This is a genomic window from Miniimonas sp. S16, from assembly GCF_057748195.1.
Map to the genome: position 1 here is coordinate 3,530,028 of NZ_CM173242.1, position 16,104 is coordinate 3,546,131.

Annotated in this window: 10 protein-coding genes; 6 read left to right on the top strand and 4 right to left on the bottom strand. The window is 74.8% G+C overall.

The features are described from left to right. The first annotated feature begins 1 nt into the window (after nucleotide 1). From AC3AQ1_RS15565 to AC3AQ1_RS15590, 6 genes are read left to right on the top strand one after another with little or no spacing between them, the layout of a single operon-like run. On the top strand, nucleotides 2–1,234 hold the full coding sequence (locus AC3AQ1_RS15565; protein WP_199916485.1) for a copper transporter: 1,233 nt from the start codon (nucleotides 2–4) through the stop codon (nucleotides 1,232–1,234). After that, on the top strand, nucleotides 1,231–2,055 hold the full coding sequence (locus AC3AQ1_RS15570; protein WP_108719731.1) for a hypothetical protein: 825 nt from the start codon (nucleotides 1,231–1,233) through the stop codon (nucleotides 2,053–2,055). Before AC3AQ1_RS15565 ends, AC3AQ1_RS15570 begins: the two co-directional genes overlap by 4 nt. 16 nt (nucleotides 2,056–2,071) lie before the next feature. Next, entirely contained in the window at nucleotides 2,072–3,772 is a 1,701-nt protein-coding gene (gene murJ, locus AC3AQ1_RS15575; RefSeq protein ID WP_108719732.1) for a murein biosynthesis integral membrane protein MurJ, read from the top strand. After that, nucleotides 3,772–4,878, top strand: a complete 1,107-nt coding sequence (locus AC3AQ1_RS15580; protein WP_108719733.1) for a glycosyltransferase family 4 protein — start codon at nucleotides 3,772–3,774, stop codon at nucleotides 4,876–4,878. The genes murJ and AC3AQ1_RS15580 overlap by 1 nt, the downstream gene beginning before the upstream one ends. A 14-nt stretch (nucleotides 4,879–4,892) precedes the next feature. After that, nucleotides 4,893–6,596, top strand: a complete 1,704-nt coding sequence (gene pyrG / locus AC3AQ1_RS15585; protein WP_234417993.1) for a CTP synthase — start codon at nucleotides 4,893–4,895, stop codon at nucleotides 6,594–6,596. After that, a complete protein-coding gene (locus tag AC3AQ1_RS15590) occupies nucleotides 6,593–7,249 on the top strand; it encodes an NUDIX domain-containing protein (protein WP_108719734.1) in 657 nt (218 codons plus the stop codon). The genes pyrG and AC3AQ1_RS15590 overlap by 4 nt, the downstream gene beginning before the upstream one ends. A gap of 16 nt (nucleotides 7,250–7,265) precedes the next feature. Here AC3AQ1_RS15590 and AC3AQ1_RS15595 read toward each other — a convergent pair whose 3' ends face one another. From AC3AQ1_RS15595 to AC3AQ1_RS15610, 4 genes are all read right to left on the bottom strand, one after another. After that, on the bottom strand, nucleotides 7,266–8,501 hold the full coding sequence (locus AC3AQ1_RS15595) for an alpha/beta hydrolase (protein ID WP_108719735.1): 1,236 nt from the start codon (nucleotides 8,499–8,501) through the stop codon (nucleotides 7,266–7,268). 69 nt (nucleotides 8,502–8,570) lie between these two features. After that, complete coding sequence (locus tag AC3AQ1_RS15600; RefSeq protein ID WP_108719736.1) at nucleotides 8,571–10,841, bottom strand: glycoside hydrolase family 3 N-terminal domain-containing protein; 2,271 nt, start codon at nucleotides 10,839–10,841, stop codon at nucleotides 8,571–8,573. A 2-nt stretch (nucleotides 10,842–10,843) separates the two neighbouring features. Then, nucleotides 10,844–11,872, bottom strand: a complete 1,029-nt coding sequence (locus AC3AQ1_RS15605) for a COX15/CtaA family protein (RefSeq protein WP_108719737.1) — start codon at nucleotides 11,870–11,872, stop codon at nucleotides 10,844–10,846. A 191-nt stretch (nucleotides 11,873–12,063) separates the two neighbouring features. Then, nucleotides 12,064–15,963, bottom strand: a complete 3,900-nt coding sequence (locus AC3AQ1_RS15610; protein WP_108719739.1) for a S8 family serine peptidase — start codon at nucleotides 15,961–15,963, stop codon at nucleotides 12,064–12,066. Between the last annotated feature and the right edge of the window lie 141 nt (nucleotides 15,964–16,104).

Consider the following 16,104-nt stretch of genomic DNA (forward strand, 5'->3'; position numbering starts at 1 on the left):
CGTGGTCGACTTCCGCTACCACCTCGTGTCGCTCATCTCGGTCTTCCTCGCGCTCGCCGTCGGGATCGTGCTCGGTGCCGGGCCGCTGCGCGACACCATCTCCGACCAGCTCACCGGCCAGGTGGAGCAGCTGCGCTCGGAGAAGGACGCGCTGCGCGTCCAGCTCGACGAGGCGCAGGGTCAGCTCGCCGACGACGAGGCCTTCCTCGCCGCGTCCGCCCCGGACCTGCTCGCCGAGCGGCTGCCGTCCTACCGGGTGGCGCTCGTGCTGCTCCCGGACGTGCCGCAGGCGAGCGTCGAGACCGTCACGGAGCGGCTGGGCCAGGCGGGCGCAAGCGTGACCGCCCGCGTCGAGCTGACCTCGCTCTGGGCGGACCCGAGCCAGACCGCGGTGCGCTCCCAGGTCGCCGGGGCCGTGCGGGACGAGGTGAGCGCCGTCGCGCCCGTCGACACCGACGCCGACGACGCCCACGTGCTCGCGGCGGCCCTCGCCGTCGCCCTCACGGACGCGGACGCGCTCGACCCGAGCTCGCCGTCGCAGGCCGCGAAGGACGTCCTCGCGCGCCTGACCGGGGGGTCGGAGCCGCTCGCGACCGCGCCGGAGGCAGGCACCGCCGACCTCGTCCTCGTGCTGACCCCGCAGGCGGTGCAGCAGCCCGCCGACGCGACGCCGGACCCCGAGATCACCGCGATGAGCACGGGGTGGGGCGGCGCGCTGGCGCCGCTCGGCTCCTACGCCGACGCCGTGGTGGCCGGCTATGCCACGCTGCCCGACGACATCGTGCCCGCCGTCCGGTCCGCCGGCGGCGTCACCACCGTCGACGGCCTCGACACGCTGGTCGGTCAGCTCACGGTGCCGCTCGCACTGGCCGCGGTGGCCGCGGGCGAGGAGGACGGCGACTACGGCTTCGGCACGGGCGCGACGTCGGTCGCGCCGCCGTCGGTCACGCTCACCGCGCCGGTGCGCGGGACCTCCGGCGGGGACGGCTCGGGCGCCACCGACGGCGCGACCGACGGCGCGACCGACGGCGCCACGGACGGCGCCACCGACGCCTCCACCACGGAGGGTGCGGACGAGGGCGCCCCGGAGGGCTCGGAGAACGCCGACGACGCCGGCACGGACCAGGCGGCGACGGACCAGGCGGCGACGGACCAGGCACTCACCGACCAGGCGGCCACCGCCGGGCACGGCGACGCCGCGCGCCGCGGCCTCGTCCTGGCGGACGCCGCATGAGGCGGATCATCGCGGCCGTCAACGGCGCGGCCTGGGTGCAGGGCGGCCTCGCGGAGCTGCGGCGTGAGCCGCGGCCCCAGCTCGAGCGCACCAACTTCCGCGGCCGCACCGTGAGTCTCGGCGGCGGCGTGGCCGCGGCGGTCGGCACGCTCGCGGGCACCCTGAGCGCCGGCGGGCGGGACGCGACGGCGGGCGTCGTCGCGGTGCTCCCGGCCGCGGCGCTCGGGGCCTGGGACGACCTCGGCGAGGCGCCCGAGGACCGCGCCACCAAGGGCCTGCGCGGACACCTGCGCGCGCTGCGCGAGGGTCGCCTGACCACCGGAGCGGCCAAGCTCGCGGGCATCACGACGGCGGGCCTCGCCGCCGGCGCGATCCTCGCCGCGGGCCGTGGTCGCCTCGCCGGGACCGGGCTGCTCGACGCCGTGACCAGCGGCGCGCTCGTGGCCGGCACCGCGAACCTCGTCAACCTGCTCGACCTGCGACCCGGCCGCGCGCTCAAGGTGACCGCGATCGTCGCGGCGCCGCTCGCCGTCGTGGGCGGTCCGGGCTCCGCCGTCGCGGCCGGCGTGGCGGGCGCCGCGGGCGGTGCGCTGCCGAGCGACCTCGCGGAGACCACGATGCTCGGCGACACCGGTGCGAACGCGCTCGGCGCCGCCCTCGGCGTTGCGCTGGCCGCGCACCCGCTCCCGGCCGTGCGCCTGGGCGCGCTCGCCGTCGTCGTCGCGGGCACGCTCGCGAGCGAGAAGGTGAGCTTCTCCGCCGTCATCGAGCGCACCCCGGCCCTGCGCGCGCTCGACGGCGTGGGCCGGCTGGGCGCCTGAGTCGGACGGGGCGGTCGTGAGCACCGGGCGGCTGGCTCGGCTGACGTCCGGCGTCGCCGGCGCGGCCGCCGTCATCACCGCGCTCACGCTGCTCGCACGCGTGACCGGCTTCGCGCGCTGGTTCGCGCTCAACGCCTGGGTCGGCCCCAACGCGGTCGGCAGCGCGTACGCGACCGCGAACACCGTTCCGAACGTCCTCTACGAGGTCGCCGCGGGCGGAGCCCTCGCCGGCACCGTCGTCCCGCTGCTGGCCGGTGCGCTGGCCCGGCACCTGCGCGCCGACGTCGACCGGGTCTCCTCGGCCCTGCTGAGCTGGGCGCTGCTCGTGCTCGTCCCGGTCGGGGCGTTCACCTGGCTCGCGGCGCCGTGGGTGGTCCAGGCGCTGCTGTCCTCGGGTGCGCCGGCGGACCAGCGGGAGCTCGCGGCGACGCTGCTGCGGATCTTCGCGTGGCAGATCCCGCTGTACGGCGTCGGCGTCGTGCTCTCCGGGGTGCTCCAGGCGCACCGCCGGTTCGTCGGGCCGGCGCTGGCACCGTTCCTGTCGAGCGTCGTGGTCATCGCGTCCTACTACGTGGTCGGGCGGCTCGTGCCCGCGGGGACCGAGCCCGGCCAGCTCTCGGGCGCCGCCGTCGCGTGGCTCGGCTGGGGCACCACGGCGGGGGTGGTGGCGCTCAGCCTGCCGCTGCTGGTGCCGGTGCACCGCGCCGGCGTGCGCCTGCGCCCGACGCTGCACTTCCCGCCCGGCGTCGCGCGCCGCGCCCGCGCGCTCGCCCTCGCGGGAGCGGGCGGGCTGCTCGCGCAGCAGGTCAGCGTCGTGGTCACCGTGCGGCTGGCGAACGCCTGGGGCGGCGCGGGCGCGCTCAACGTCAACCAGTACGCGACGGCGGTGGTGCTGCTGCCGTACGCGGTGCTCGCGATCCCGCTCGCGACCGCGATGTTCCCGCGCCTCGCGCAGCACGCCGCGACCGGACGTGGGGACGAGCTCGCGCGGGACACGGCACGGTCCACCCGCGTCCTCGTGCTCGTGTCCGTCGCAGGGGCCGCGGCCCTCGTCGCGGCCGCGTGGCGGGTGCAGGACGTCTTCGCGGCGGTCGCGCGCGGCGGCAGCGTGGACGGGATGGCGCAGGCTGTCGTGGCCGGAGCCCCGAGCGTCCTCGGGCTCGCGCTCATGTACCACCTCAGCCGCGTGCTGTTCGCGACCGAGCACGCGCGGCACGCGCTGGTGGGGACGAGCGTCGGCTGGGTCGCGGTCGCGGGCACGGCCTGGCTGCTCGTCGCGACCACCGTGCCCGACGGCGGGGACGCGACGGCCGTGCTGCGCGCGCTCGGCGCGGCCTCCAGCGTCGGCACCCTGATCGGCGCGGCCGTGCTGGCGGTGGCCGTCCGCGGCGTCGTCGGGCCGCACGCGCTCACCGGACTCGCCCGCACCGCGACCGTGGCCGTGGCCGGCGGCGTGGTGGGTGCAGGAGCCGGGCTCGCCGTCGCGGGTCTCGCCCCGGCCGGCGGCGTCGTCGTCGCGGTGCTGCTCGGGCTGCTCGGCGGCGGACTCGCGGCGGCGATCACCGCCGGGGGAGTGCTCGTGGGCGACCGCAGCACGATGACGGCGCTGCGGACCGCGCGGCGGCGGCCCGGCGCCGCCGACACGACCCAGCCCGACGGGAACCCTGAGCCCGCTGGACCCGCTCAACCAACCTCGATCGAGACAGGTGAGTCCTGATGCGCATCCTGCAGGTCGTCGGCCACGCGGCCGGCGGCATCGGCGTCCACGTGCGTGACCTCGTCGCCGGGCTGACCGGCGCCGGTGAGCGCGTGGAGGTCGTGGCGCCCCCGGACACGGCGCAGCGGTTCGGCTTCGCCGACGCCGCGGTGCGCGCGTGGCCGCAGTGGTCGCGGCCGGTCGAGGCGGACCAGGCGATGCGGCGCCTGCGATCGCTCGTGGCCACCGCCGACGTGGTGCACGCCCACGGCCACCAGGCCGGGCTCGCCGCGGTGCTGGCCGCGGTCGGCGGCGCCGTGCCCGTCGTCGTGAGCTGGCACAACACGGCGCCCACGGGCGGTGTCGGCGGCGTCGCGGCCGGGCTCGGCGAGCGGCTCCAGGTGCGCCGGGCGAGCATGGTGACCGGCGCGTCCCAGGACCTCGTCGAGCGTGCGCGTGAGCTCGGTGCTGCGCGCGCCGAGCTCGCGCCCGTCGCCGCGCCCGCGGCCGGCTCGTGGCGCGGGACGAGGCAGGAGGCGCGGGCCGCCGTCGCGCACGTGCTGGGGCTGTCGTCGGCCGGCGACGGGGAGGTCTGGGCGCTCACCGTGTCGCGGATGGCGCCGCAGAAGGACCTGCCGGTGCTCGCGGCCGCCGCGCGGCGGCTCGCGAGCGAGCCCGCCCTGCGCTGGATCGTCGTGGGCGACGGCGAGGAGTCCGTCCGCGCCGACCTCGCCGCCCGCACGGCGGGGCTCCCGGTGCACCTGGTGGGCGCTCGCGACGACGTCGCGACGTTCATGGCCGCGGTCGACCTGCTCGTCGTGCCGAGCCGGTGGGAGGCCCGCGCGCTCGTCGTGCAGGAGGCCCTCGCCGCCGGACTGCCCGTCGTCGCGACCGACGTCGGCGGCCTGCCCGAGCTCGTCACGGGGTGCGGCCTGCTCGTGCCGGTCGGCGACGACGCGGCGCTGGCGGCCGCCGTCGCCCATCTCGTGCACGACGGCGCGCGGCGCCTCGAGCTGGGCGCGCTCGCCCGCGAGCGGTTCACGCAGCTGCCGACCTCGGCCGACGTCACGGCCGCGTGGCGCGCGCGGTACGCGGCGCTCACGGGAGGTGCCCAGGAGACCTGTTAGGGTGGAACTCCGTGGTGGAACACTCGCGAAGGACCCTGACCGCAGGCGCTTCTCACGGCGTCACGAAGCACATCTTCGTCACGGGGGGTGTCGTCTCCTCCCTCGGCAAGGGCCTCAGTGCCTCCTCCCTCGGCCAGCTCCTGCGGGCCCGCGGACTGCGCGTGACCATGCAGAAGCTCGACCCCTACCTCAACGTGGACCCGGGAACGATGAACCCGTTCCAGCACGGCGAGGTGTTCGTCACCGAGGACGGTGGCGAGACGGACCTCGACATCGGCCACTACGAGCGCTTCCTCGACGTCGACCTCGACAAGGACGCGAACGTCACGACCGGCCAGGTCTACTCCACGGTGATCGCGAAGGAGCGTCGCGGGGAGTACCTCGGCGACACCGTCCAGGTCATCCCGCACATCACCGACGAGATCAAGGCGCGGATGCGTGCACGCGCCCTCGACGACGACGCCCCGGACGTCATCATCACCGAGATCGGCGGCACGGTCGGCGACATCGAGTCGCAGCCGTTCCTCGAGGCGGCGCGCCAGGTGCGCCAGGACGTCGGCCGCGACCACGTGTTCTTCCTGCACGTCTCGCTCGTGCCGTACATCGGGCCGAGCAAGGAGCTCAAGACCAAGCCGACGCAGCACTCCGTGGCCGCGCTGCGCAGCATCGGCATCCAGCCCGACGCGATCGTGTGCCGCTCCGACCGCCCGCTGCCCGAGGGCGTCAAGGGGAAGATCGCCGCGATGTGCGACGTCGACGCCGACGCGGTCGTCAACGCGATCGACGCGCCGAGCATCTACGACATCCCCAAGGTGCTGCACTCCGAGGGCCTGGACGCCTACGTGGTGCGCCGCCTCGGCCTGCCGTTCCGGGACGTGGACTGGACGAACTGGGGCACCGTGCTCGAGCGCGTGCACCACCCCGCGCACGACGTCGAGGTGGCGCTCGTGGGCAAGTACGTCGGGCTGCCGGACGCCTACCTGTCGGTGACCGAGGCGCTGCGCGCCGGCGGCTTCGCGCACGACGCCAAGGTCCGCATCCGCTGGGTCGAGTCCGACACGTGCGAGACCCCCGAGGGTGCGCGCCGCGCGCTCGAGGGCGCCGACGCCGTGCTCGTGCCCGGTGGCTTCGGCGTGCGCGGCATCGAGGGCAAGCTCGGCGCCCTGACGTGGGCCCGCACGCACCAGGTGCCGACCCTCGGCATCTGCCTCGGTCTGCAGTGCATGGTGATCGAGTACGCGCGCACGCAGCTGGGCCTCGCGCAGGCCTCCTCCTCGGAGTTCCACCCCGACACCCCGGACCCCGTGGTCGCGACGATGGCCGAGCAGCTGGCGTTCGTCGGCGGCGAGGGCGACCTGGGCGGCACGATGCGGCTGGGCTCCTACCCGGCCGTGCTCGTGAGCGGGTCGGTCGCCGCGCAGGCGTACGGGACCGAGCGCGTCACCGAGCGGCACCGGCACCGCTACGAGGTCAACAACGCCTACCGCGCGCGCCTGGAGGAGGCCGGCCTGGTCATCTCGGGCACGTCTCCGGACTCCTCGCTCGTGGAGTTCGTCGAGCTGCCCCGCGAGGTGCACCCCTACTACGTGGCCACCCAGGCGCACCCAGAGTTCAAGTCGCGGCCCACGAAGGCCCACCCTCTCTTCGCCGGGCTCGTCGACGCCGCGCTCGCGCGTCAGCGGGAGACGCGCCTGCTCGAGGTGGAGCCCGCCCGATGAGCGAGGCCGCCGGCGGGACGCAGGCGTTCGGCGACGCCCTCGTCGCACGACCCGTGCGCGCCGAGCGCACCGTGTTCTCCGGGCGGGTGTTCGACGTCGTGAGCCGGGACGTCGACCTCGGCGAGGCCGGCGTGGTGACGCGCGAGATGGTGCACCACCCGGGCGCCGTCGCCGTCGTGGCCCTCGACGAGCACGATCGCGTGCTGCTGATCCGGCAGTACCGGGTCCCGGTGGGCGCCTACCTGTGGGAGGTTCCCGCGGGCCTGCTCGACGGCGGCGACGAGGAGACCCTGCTCGGTGCGGCCAAGCGCGAGCTCGCCGAGGAGACCGACCTGGCCGCCGACCGCTGGGACGTGCTCGTCGACTACGCGACGACGCCCGGTGCCTCCGACGAGGTGCTGCGCGTGTTCCTCGCCCGCGACCTGCACGACGCCGAGGCGACGGACTTCGTGCGCGAGGGCGAGGAGGCGGAGATCGAGATCGATCGGGTCCCGCTCGCCGGGGCGGCGGACGCCGTCCTCGCGGGGCGGGTGCACAACCCGAGCGCGTGCATGGGGCTGCTTGCCGCGGCCCGCGCGGCCGGGGACGGGTTCGCCTCGCTGCGTCCCGTCGACGCGCCGTTCGCGCTGCGGCCCGGCGTCCGACCGGCCTGAGTCGACGGGTCCGCCGTCAGACCCCGACCCGGTCGAGGAACTCCACGAGGTCGGGCAGCCCCAGGTAGGCGATCGTGCCGTGCGTGGCGATCGAGACCGTGCGGTAGGAGACGTCCATCCGGAGCGACCGGGCGCGGGCGACGTAGGCCTCGGTGTCGGAGGGGCGCACCACCTCGTCGTCGAGCCCCTGCAGCACGAGCAGCGGCGCCGCGAACGCCGAGGAGCCGGCCGAGTTCTCCGCGAGCAGCGTGGCCCACGGCTCGGTGGTCGTCGGGTCCGCGACGACGAACCTCCCCACGACGGGATCGGCGATCCGGTGCAGCTCCTCGACGTGTGTGAGCAGGCACAGCGCGTTCATCTGAGGCTGGATCGCGACGGCCTCGGGCGTGAGGACGTCGCTGAGGTTCGCGCCGCGGTCGGCGTAGATCTCGGCGAACGCGCTGAACGCGTACGAGCCGATCGTCACCCCCGACACGTCGTCGAGGTGCGTGCGCATGAGCGCCGCCAGGTCGGCCGCCGGGGCCGCGGCCGCGACCGCGCGGACGTCGAGCTCGGGGGCGTACTGCTGCGCGAGCTCGGCCGCGAACAGCACCGCCTGCCCGCCCTGGGAGTGGCCCCACAGCACGACGTCGGAGCTCGCCTCCGCGCCGGGGATCGCCTGCGCGGCCCGGACCGCGTCGAGCACGTTGTGTCCCTCGGTCACGCCGATGAGGTAGGAGTCGGGTCCGTCTGTGCCCATGCCGGTGTAGTCCGTCGCGACGACGGTGTAGCCGCGGTCCAGGAGCACGCGCATGCCCTCGATGCCCAGGTACGGGTCGACGAAGAGGGACGGCGCGCACGCGCGTGCGGAACCGGTGGTGGGGTGGCCCCACGAGACCACGGTGCGTCCGCCGTCGGGAGCAGGCCCGAGGGGGGTGACGACCACGCCGGTCGCGACGACCGGGTCGCCGTTCAGGTCGGTCGACCGGTACATGATGCGCCAGCCCCGCGCATCCACCGGGACGCCCACCAGGGTCTCGCTCTTCACGATCGACCCGGGGGCACCCGGCAGCGCGTCGGTCGGCTGGGCGTAGAACGACTGGACGTCGCCCCGCTCCACGAGGTCGCCGACGATCCGCAGCGCGGTCGCGGCGACGAGCGCACCGACGAGGGCGAGGACCGCGGCGAGGGCGGTGACGGTCCAGCGGCGGGCCCGCACGTGCCGACGGGGCTCGGGCGGTCGAGCCGGCTCCTCGCCCGGGTCGGCCCTCATGCGAGCCCCCTAGGGCCTGCGGGCTCGCCGGGTGGTCGCTCCCGGAGCCGGTCGGACGTCTGCCTGCCGTCAGACGACGTCGAGCACGACGGCGGAGGCGTCCGCGCGCGGCCACCCCACCGTGAGCACCACCCGCCCGGGGTCGACCCGGAACGCGTGGTCGCGACCGTGGTAGCCGAACGCGTGCGCGGGCACGCGGAAGGTGACGGGAACGCTCGCGCCCGCGGGCTCCGTCACGACCTGGACGTCCACGAGCTCGCGGACCGGCCTGGTCACCTCGGCGACCTCGTCGCGCAGGAACAGCAGGACGGGCTCGCGTACCTCGCGGTCGCTGCGGTTGGTGACCTCGAGCGTCACGACCGCCTCCCCGTCGCGCGTCACCTCGCCCGACGCCGCGGTGAGCGAGCCGTAGGCCAACGCGGACGCCCCGGCACCGAAGGGCACGCCGGCGCTGCTCGGCGCGTCGATGTAGCGGCCACGTCCCCGCGCCTCGTCGGGCAGCGGACGGCCGCTCGGCCGCTCGGCGTGCGTGATCGGCAGGTGTCCCACCGATCGCGGCAGCGACATCGGCAGCCGCCCGGTCGCGGGCACCCCGCGCACCAGCACGTCCGCGAGGGCCTCACCGGCCTCGGTGCCCGGGTGCCAGGCGAGCACGACGGCGTCCGCCAGGTCGAGCACCTCCCCGAGCGCCAGCGGACGCCCGGTCAGCACGACGACGACCAGCCGAGACCCGAGCGCCGCGATGCCGCGCAGCACCTCCAGCTGACCCGGGGGGAGCCCGACGTCGCTCGTCGAGCCGTCCTCGCCGGAACGCGCCGCGTGCTCGCCGACGAACGCCACCGTGAGGTCGGCGTCCCGGGCCAGGCGGAGCGTGCGGTCGGCGAACGCGCCGTCGTCGACCAGCACGCGACGCACGGTGGGCTCGGCGACGACGCCGACCGCGTCGCCGTCGGTGTCCGCGCCGCCCGCGTCCCCGGCTCCCGCCGTCAGCTCGGCCAGCTCGGCAAGCTCGCCCAGCGCGCGGACCACCGCGGGGGCGACGGCGCTCACCTGCTCGGGATCGCCGTCGAGCACCCACGTGCCCAGGAGCGACGCGCGCTCGCGGGTGTAGGCGCCGGTGAGCAGCACGGTGTCGGTGGGGCGCGGGCGCAGGGGAAGCACACCGTCGTTCCTGAGCACGACGAACGAGCGCGCCGCCGCCTCGCGGGCGAGGGCGCGATCCAGCCCGAGGCCGTGGCTGCCGGCGAGGTCGCCGCGGCCCGGGAGCGAGGCGCAGTCGGGGTCGAGCAGCCCGAGGCGCACCTTGAGGCGCAGGACCCGGCGCGCGGCGTCGCGGACGAGCTCGAGGTCGACCTCGCCGCCCTCGACCAGGGCGGCGAGGTGGGCCGCGTAGGCGCCCGAGACCATGTCGACGTCGACGCCGGCCTCGATCGCGAGCCGTGCCGCGTCCCGCAGATCGGCCGCGACGCCGTGCTCGACGAGCTCGCCGATGCCGTTCCAGTCCGCGACCACGACGCCGTCGAAGCCCCACTCGCCCTTGAGCACCTCACGCAGGAGGTGGTGGTGGCTGTGCATCGGGACGCCGTCGACGTCGCAGAAGGCGGCCATCACGGTGCCCACCCCCGCGTCCACCGCCGCGCGGAACGGCACCAGGTGCCGGTTGCGCAGGGTGATCTCGCCGACCTCGGCGGTGGCGTAGTCGCGGCCGCCGCGGGACAGGCCGTACCCGACGTAGTGCTTGGCGCACGCGGTCACCAGTCCCGAGGCCTGGAAGCCGCGCACGGCGGCCGCGCCCAGGCGCGCGGTGAGCAGGGGCGACTCGCCGAACGACTCCGCCACGCGGCCCCAGCGGGGGTCGTCGACGACGTCGAGCATCGGTGCGAACGTCCAGGTCAGCCCGTCGGCCCTCGCCTCGAGCGCGGCGCGGGCCGCGACGTCGTGCACCACCTGCTCGTCGAACGTCGCGGCCTGGCCCAGCGGGATCGGCGCCACCGTCCGGTGCCCGTGGATCACGTCGCGCGCGATCAGCAGCGGGATCCCGAGCCGGGAGGACTCGATCGCGGCGCGCTGCAGGTCGTCGACGCGGTCACGGCTGACCCCGCCGTCGCGCACGTTGCCTGCCGTGGCGCCGCTGGCGTGCAGCGTCGAGCCGATCGCGCCGGCCGCGAGGAGCGCGGCGTCGCGCTCGAGGTCGACGTTCGCGGGCTGGTGCAGCTGGCCGACGAGCTCGGGCAGGGTCATCGCGTCCAGCAGTGCCGCGACGCGCTCCTCGACGGGGCGCGCCGGGTCGGCCCACGGGCGGTCCGACCGGGTGCGCGGGTCCTCGCCGTGGTGCGGCACGGTCAGCTCCGCACGCGGAGCGCGAGCACCGCGAAGGTCGTCGCGGACACGAGAAGCGCCGAGCCGAGCAGGTGCAGCGCGACCAGCGGGACCGGAAGCCCGGTGAAGTACTGCGCGTACCCGATCGCGCCCTGCAGGAGCGTCACGGCGAGCAGGACCCACCACTGGCGCAGGGCGCGCGCACGAGCCGTGTCGAGTGCCGAGCCCGGGTCCGGGGCGGCGTTGTCGGTGCGCCCGCCGGCGACGGCGCGGGTGACGACCACGAGGGTGGCGACCAGGGCCGCGACGAACAGCCAGACCGTCCAGGCGTGCGCCTTGGCCAGCACGACCGGGTCGAGCGCGAAGCGGTAACCGACCTCGTCGTCGCCGGAGTGCGGGCCCGAACCCGTGGTGAGGATGCCGAGGACCACGACGGCGAGCGTGAGCACCGCGAACACGGCCGGCACCGCGCGCAACCAGCGTCCGCTCGTGCCCGACGGCTTGAGCACCGGCTCCGGGGCGTCGTCGCCCTCGCGCAGGCGCACCACGAGCACCGTGGACGCCCAGACCAGGACGGCGGAGACGAGGAAGTGGAAGCCGACGACGCCGGGGTGCAGGTGCAGCAGGACCGTGATGCCGCCGATGAGCGCCTGGGCCAGCACGCCGAGCAGCGGCGTGAGCGCGAGCAGCCGCAGCGACCGGCTCCGGGTCCGCAGCGCCGGCGCGTTCCACACGGCGGCCGCCAGCAGCAGGGCGACCACGAGGAGCACACCGGTCAGCGTGCGGTTCCCGAACTCGACGAACGGGTGGTAGGTGGCCTCGGGGTGCAGGACCGGGCTGAACTCGCCCGGCTCGCACTGCGGCCAGGTGGAGCAGCCCAGGCCCGACCCGGTGAGCCGGACGACCCCCCCGGTGAGGATGATGCCGATCTGGCAGACGAGGTTCGCCGTCGCGAGGACACGCGTCACCCGCGGGGTGAGACGCTCGCGCCAGGAGGTCGTCGGCGGCGAAGACGGCGGGCTGACGGGCGCTGCGGGGGTCGGGCTGGGCACCGCACCAGCCTACGTGGCGACGCGCCGCCGGACCCGCGATCGCACGAGCCCGACGACGCCCGATGACGCACGACGGCGGGCGCCGACGCACGACGGCGGGCGTCCGGAGAACCGGACGCCCGCCGTCGTGCCGTGCGGGGGTGACCCGCGGAGCCCGGCGGTGGTGCGGCGGACCGCACCACCGCCGTCGGTCACCGCAGGCGGAAGGTCACCGTGGTCGTGTTCCCGGCCACGTCGTACACGACGAGCGTGTTGGTGCCGCGGATCGCCCCGAACGCACCCGGACGGACGAAGTTGAGGTCCGACCACGTGTTGTTGCTGAGGTCCTTGACGACCCCGTTGACGGAGACCTTGTCGATCTTGCCGGCGTCGTACAGCTTGAAGCTCACGAGGCTGTACACCCCGCGCGAGCCGAACGTGTACGGCCAGCCCTTCACGGACACAGTCGGCTTGGTGGAGTCGATCGTGAACGAGAAGGTCTTCGTCTGGGAGGTGTTGCCCGCCAGGTCCTGCGCGTTGTACTTCACCGTGTACTTGCCCGAGGGCAGCTGCACGGTCGCGGTGTGACTGCCGGAGGTCTCGCCGTTGAACGCGGTCTGCGTGCTCTTGACGAGCTTGCCGTCCCGGTAGACGTTGGCCACGATCTTCTTGAGGCCACCTGCGTCGGTCGCGTCGACCCGCAGGTCGAGCGCCTTGAACGGCCCGGCCGAGGCGGGCGAGACCAGGGTGACCTCTGGCTTCACCTTGTCGACCGGGGGTGCCGGGAGGACGTCCACGACGTCGAGCGCGGTCGCCTGGCTGCCGACCTTGTTGTGCAGCGACAGCAGCAGCACGTCCACCCCGGTGTCGGCGACGTCGACCTTGCCCTGGGCCGTCGCGGCGGGCGTGATCGTCGCGACGGGCCGGTGCACGGAGATCCCCGTGACCGGTGCGCCCACGAAGACCGGACCCTGGCCACCGCCGAACCGGAGGTTGGTCGCGCCGTCGTACGTGACGTCGGCGATCTCGTCGACCACGTCGCTGGCGAGCCACGACGTGCCCTGGACGGTGTACGTGAACGTGGCCGTCGCGCCGTCGGTGAGCCCGATCGAGGCGAGCGAGACCGGGAGCACCGCGACGGTGGAGTCGTAGGTGTTGCTGTCGATCGACCCGTCGAGGTTGTTGAGCAGCTCCAGGCCCGTGTTCTTCCCGTTCTTGTCCCAGACGCCCACGACGGTCGTGTCGACGTAGTCGGAGCCGACCTGGTACTTCTGCACTCCGACCGTGTACGGGCTGTTGGCGCCGCCCGTGTCGATCTCGATCGCGATCTTGTTCGAGCCGCCGAGCGTCGCCCACGGGCCCTGCGTCTGCACGCCGAACGCGAGGTAGTCGTCGGTGGCCTGGTAGGAGAACGGCGCGACACCCACGGCGGCGAGGTCGGCCGCGCGCAGGCTCGGCGTGAGGTCACCCTCGATCGCGGGCGACGTCGCGCCGAGCTGGAACGGCGCCACCAGGGAGAGGTAGCCGTCCTGGTTCACGCCGGTGCCCGTGAGCTCGAGCGTCGCGTCGTTGGACAGGGCGCTGGAGAACACGACGCGCGACGCCGAGAGCGCCGACGCCGGCTTGGTGACGGCCGAGACCGGCACGCGGAGCGCACCGTCCACGTCCGGCGCGCCGGTCAGCTCCAGCCAGCCCTGCGGCGTGGCGAGGAACTCGCGCTGGAGGCCGAGGCCCTGGTCGGCCAGCAGCGTCGGGTCAGCCGTCTTGGCCAGGGCCTTCGGGTCCGGGATGGACAGCGTCACGTCGACCGTGGCCGTGCCGCCCGCGGGGACCGTCACGGAGCTGGCGGAGACGGTGTAGGTGATGCCCGCGACCTCGGTCTGCGGCACGTACGCCACCCCGAGCGTGACGGCGGACGCACCGCTGTTCGCGATCTCCACCTTCTTCGTGAGCGAGACCGGACCGGTCGCCTCGATGACCCCGTAGCTCAGCGACACCCCGGTCGGGTTGTCGGCGGAGTACGCGACGACCGACGTGCCGACGGCGTTCGCGGCGTCCACGCGTCCGGAACCGACGCGCTGGGGTCCGAACACGTCACCGTCGAGGGTGACGTCGTGGTTCGCGCCGTTCATGACCGCGGCCTTGACCTCGGCCGCGGACCAGTCCGGGTGCGCCGCGCGCGTGAGCGCCGCGATGCCCGTCGTGTGCGGCGCCGCCATCGACGTGCCGCTCTTGATGCTCGAGCCGTTGCCGGAGCCGACGGCGACCGACGAGATCGTGGTGCCGGGCGCCGCGACGTCGGGCTTGGCGACGCCGAGCGAGCCGTGCACGCCACGCGAGGAGGAGTCGTTGAGCGTGTCCGCGACCGACGGGGCGGTGACGGAGAGGCCGAGCGTGTCGTCGTAGGTGATCCACGTCGGCTCGTTCAGCGCGATGACGCCGGTGGCGGGGTCGTACGTGAGGAGGTCCTCGGTCCCCGGACCGGTGAGCTGGAACGTCGGGATCGTCACGGCGCCGGTCAGACCGGCGGAGAAGACCTCGCTGCGACCGGTGAACACGATCCCGGCCGCCCCGGCGGCGGCGGCGTTGTCAGTCCGGGCTGCCGAGCCGCAGGGCACGGCTGCCGCGTCGTCCCAGGCGACGACCACGGTCTTGCCCGCGACCTTCGCCTTGTCCTGGTCCGTGTAGGCCACGCAGCCGGAGTTGTAGGCGAGCGTCCCCGGCGTGAGCGTCGTGATCTCGGACGGGCCGACGGGACCGTTCGGGAACAGGTACGCGATGGAGTACTGCCCGGCGTAGAGCTCGTCGGGTGCGTCGGCGCTTCCGGTGCGGATCTTCGCGGCCGCGAGGTCGAACTGGTTGCCGACCGAGTTCGCCACGGTGAGGGCGCCGTTGGCGTTGCCCGGCGAGCCGCCGATGTCGAACACGTCGCCGGAGTTGCCCGAGGAGATGACGACGACCTTGCCGGCGTCGACGAGCTGGTTGACGAGCTCGTTCTCCGGGTCGTCCGCGGGCGACCAGGTGGAGCCGACGCTCAGGTTGACGACCGTGACCTTGGCGGCCACCTCGTTCGTCGGGTCGAGCAGCCAGTCGAGCGCGGCGCCGACGTACTCGGTCGAGCCCGCGCAGCCGAACACCTTGAGCGCCACGAGGTCGGCCGCGGGCGCCGAGCCGGGGCCCACCTGCATGCCGAGGAGGTCCTCGCCGCTCAGCGCGGTGTAGTCGCCCTGGAACGTGGTGCCGTCCGCGGACACGCCGTAACCGGCCGCCGTGCCGGCGACGTGGGAGCCGTGGCCGTCGCCGATCGGGACGCTGGCCGGCACGTCGGTGCACACCGCCGGGCTCTCGTCCATGGGGTTGGGGTCCGGCGCGGCCGGGGTGTCGGTGTAGCCACCCGTGTAGGCGCGGCCGACGAAGTCCCACCCGCCGATCACCTTGCCCTGCGGCCACGTCACGTCACGCGTGAAGAAGTCGCCCGCGCTCGCGAGGTCGGCCGGGTAGGCGAGGTCGCTGTCGGGGTTGAAGGAGGCGTGCGAGTAGTCGATGCCGGTGTCGATCACGGCGATCGTCTGGCCCTCGCCCGTGACTCCGAGGTCCTGCCAGACCTGCGCGGTGCGCGTGAACACGTCGCTGCCGCCGTTGCTCGTGATCTCCATCGACGTGATCGGGCGGATCGAGACGACGTCGTCCCGGTCGGCGAGCGCGGCGAGCGCGCCCGCGTCGGCGCGGACCGCCACGCCGGCGAGCCCGTTCACCGTGGTGTACAGCTCCTCGACGTCGCCGTCGATGTCGGCCACGACGTCGCCGGCGGTCGAGGCGATCTCGTCCGCGGCGCCGTCGGCCTGGCGCTGCTGGCTCGCGTTCGGCGTGGCGGTGGGCGCGACGTCGCGCGTGGTCGGAAGGTCGAGCTGAACGAATGCCGTCACCGTGCCGGAGTCGGTGAGCAGCTGGTTCTTCTCGAGGGTGCCGGCGTCGGGGCGCTCGACGGCGCCCGCGCTCGGGAGGGCGGTGGGGTCGGCGGCCGCGCCGACAGCGGTTCCGGCGACGAGGGCAGCGACTGCGGCGGCGGCGACGGAGGGGAGCCAGCGCCGGGACGTGCGAGGTGAGGTCACACGATCCTCCAGATTCACTTGTGGTGAGGGCGTCGAGGGATCAGGGCACGACGTCGTGCCCGGAGCGGACACGATCCGCACGATAAGTCACCACGTGCACGGTGTGTGAAGGGGTGGTGACGGGGCGGTTTCGTCGGTCAC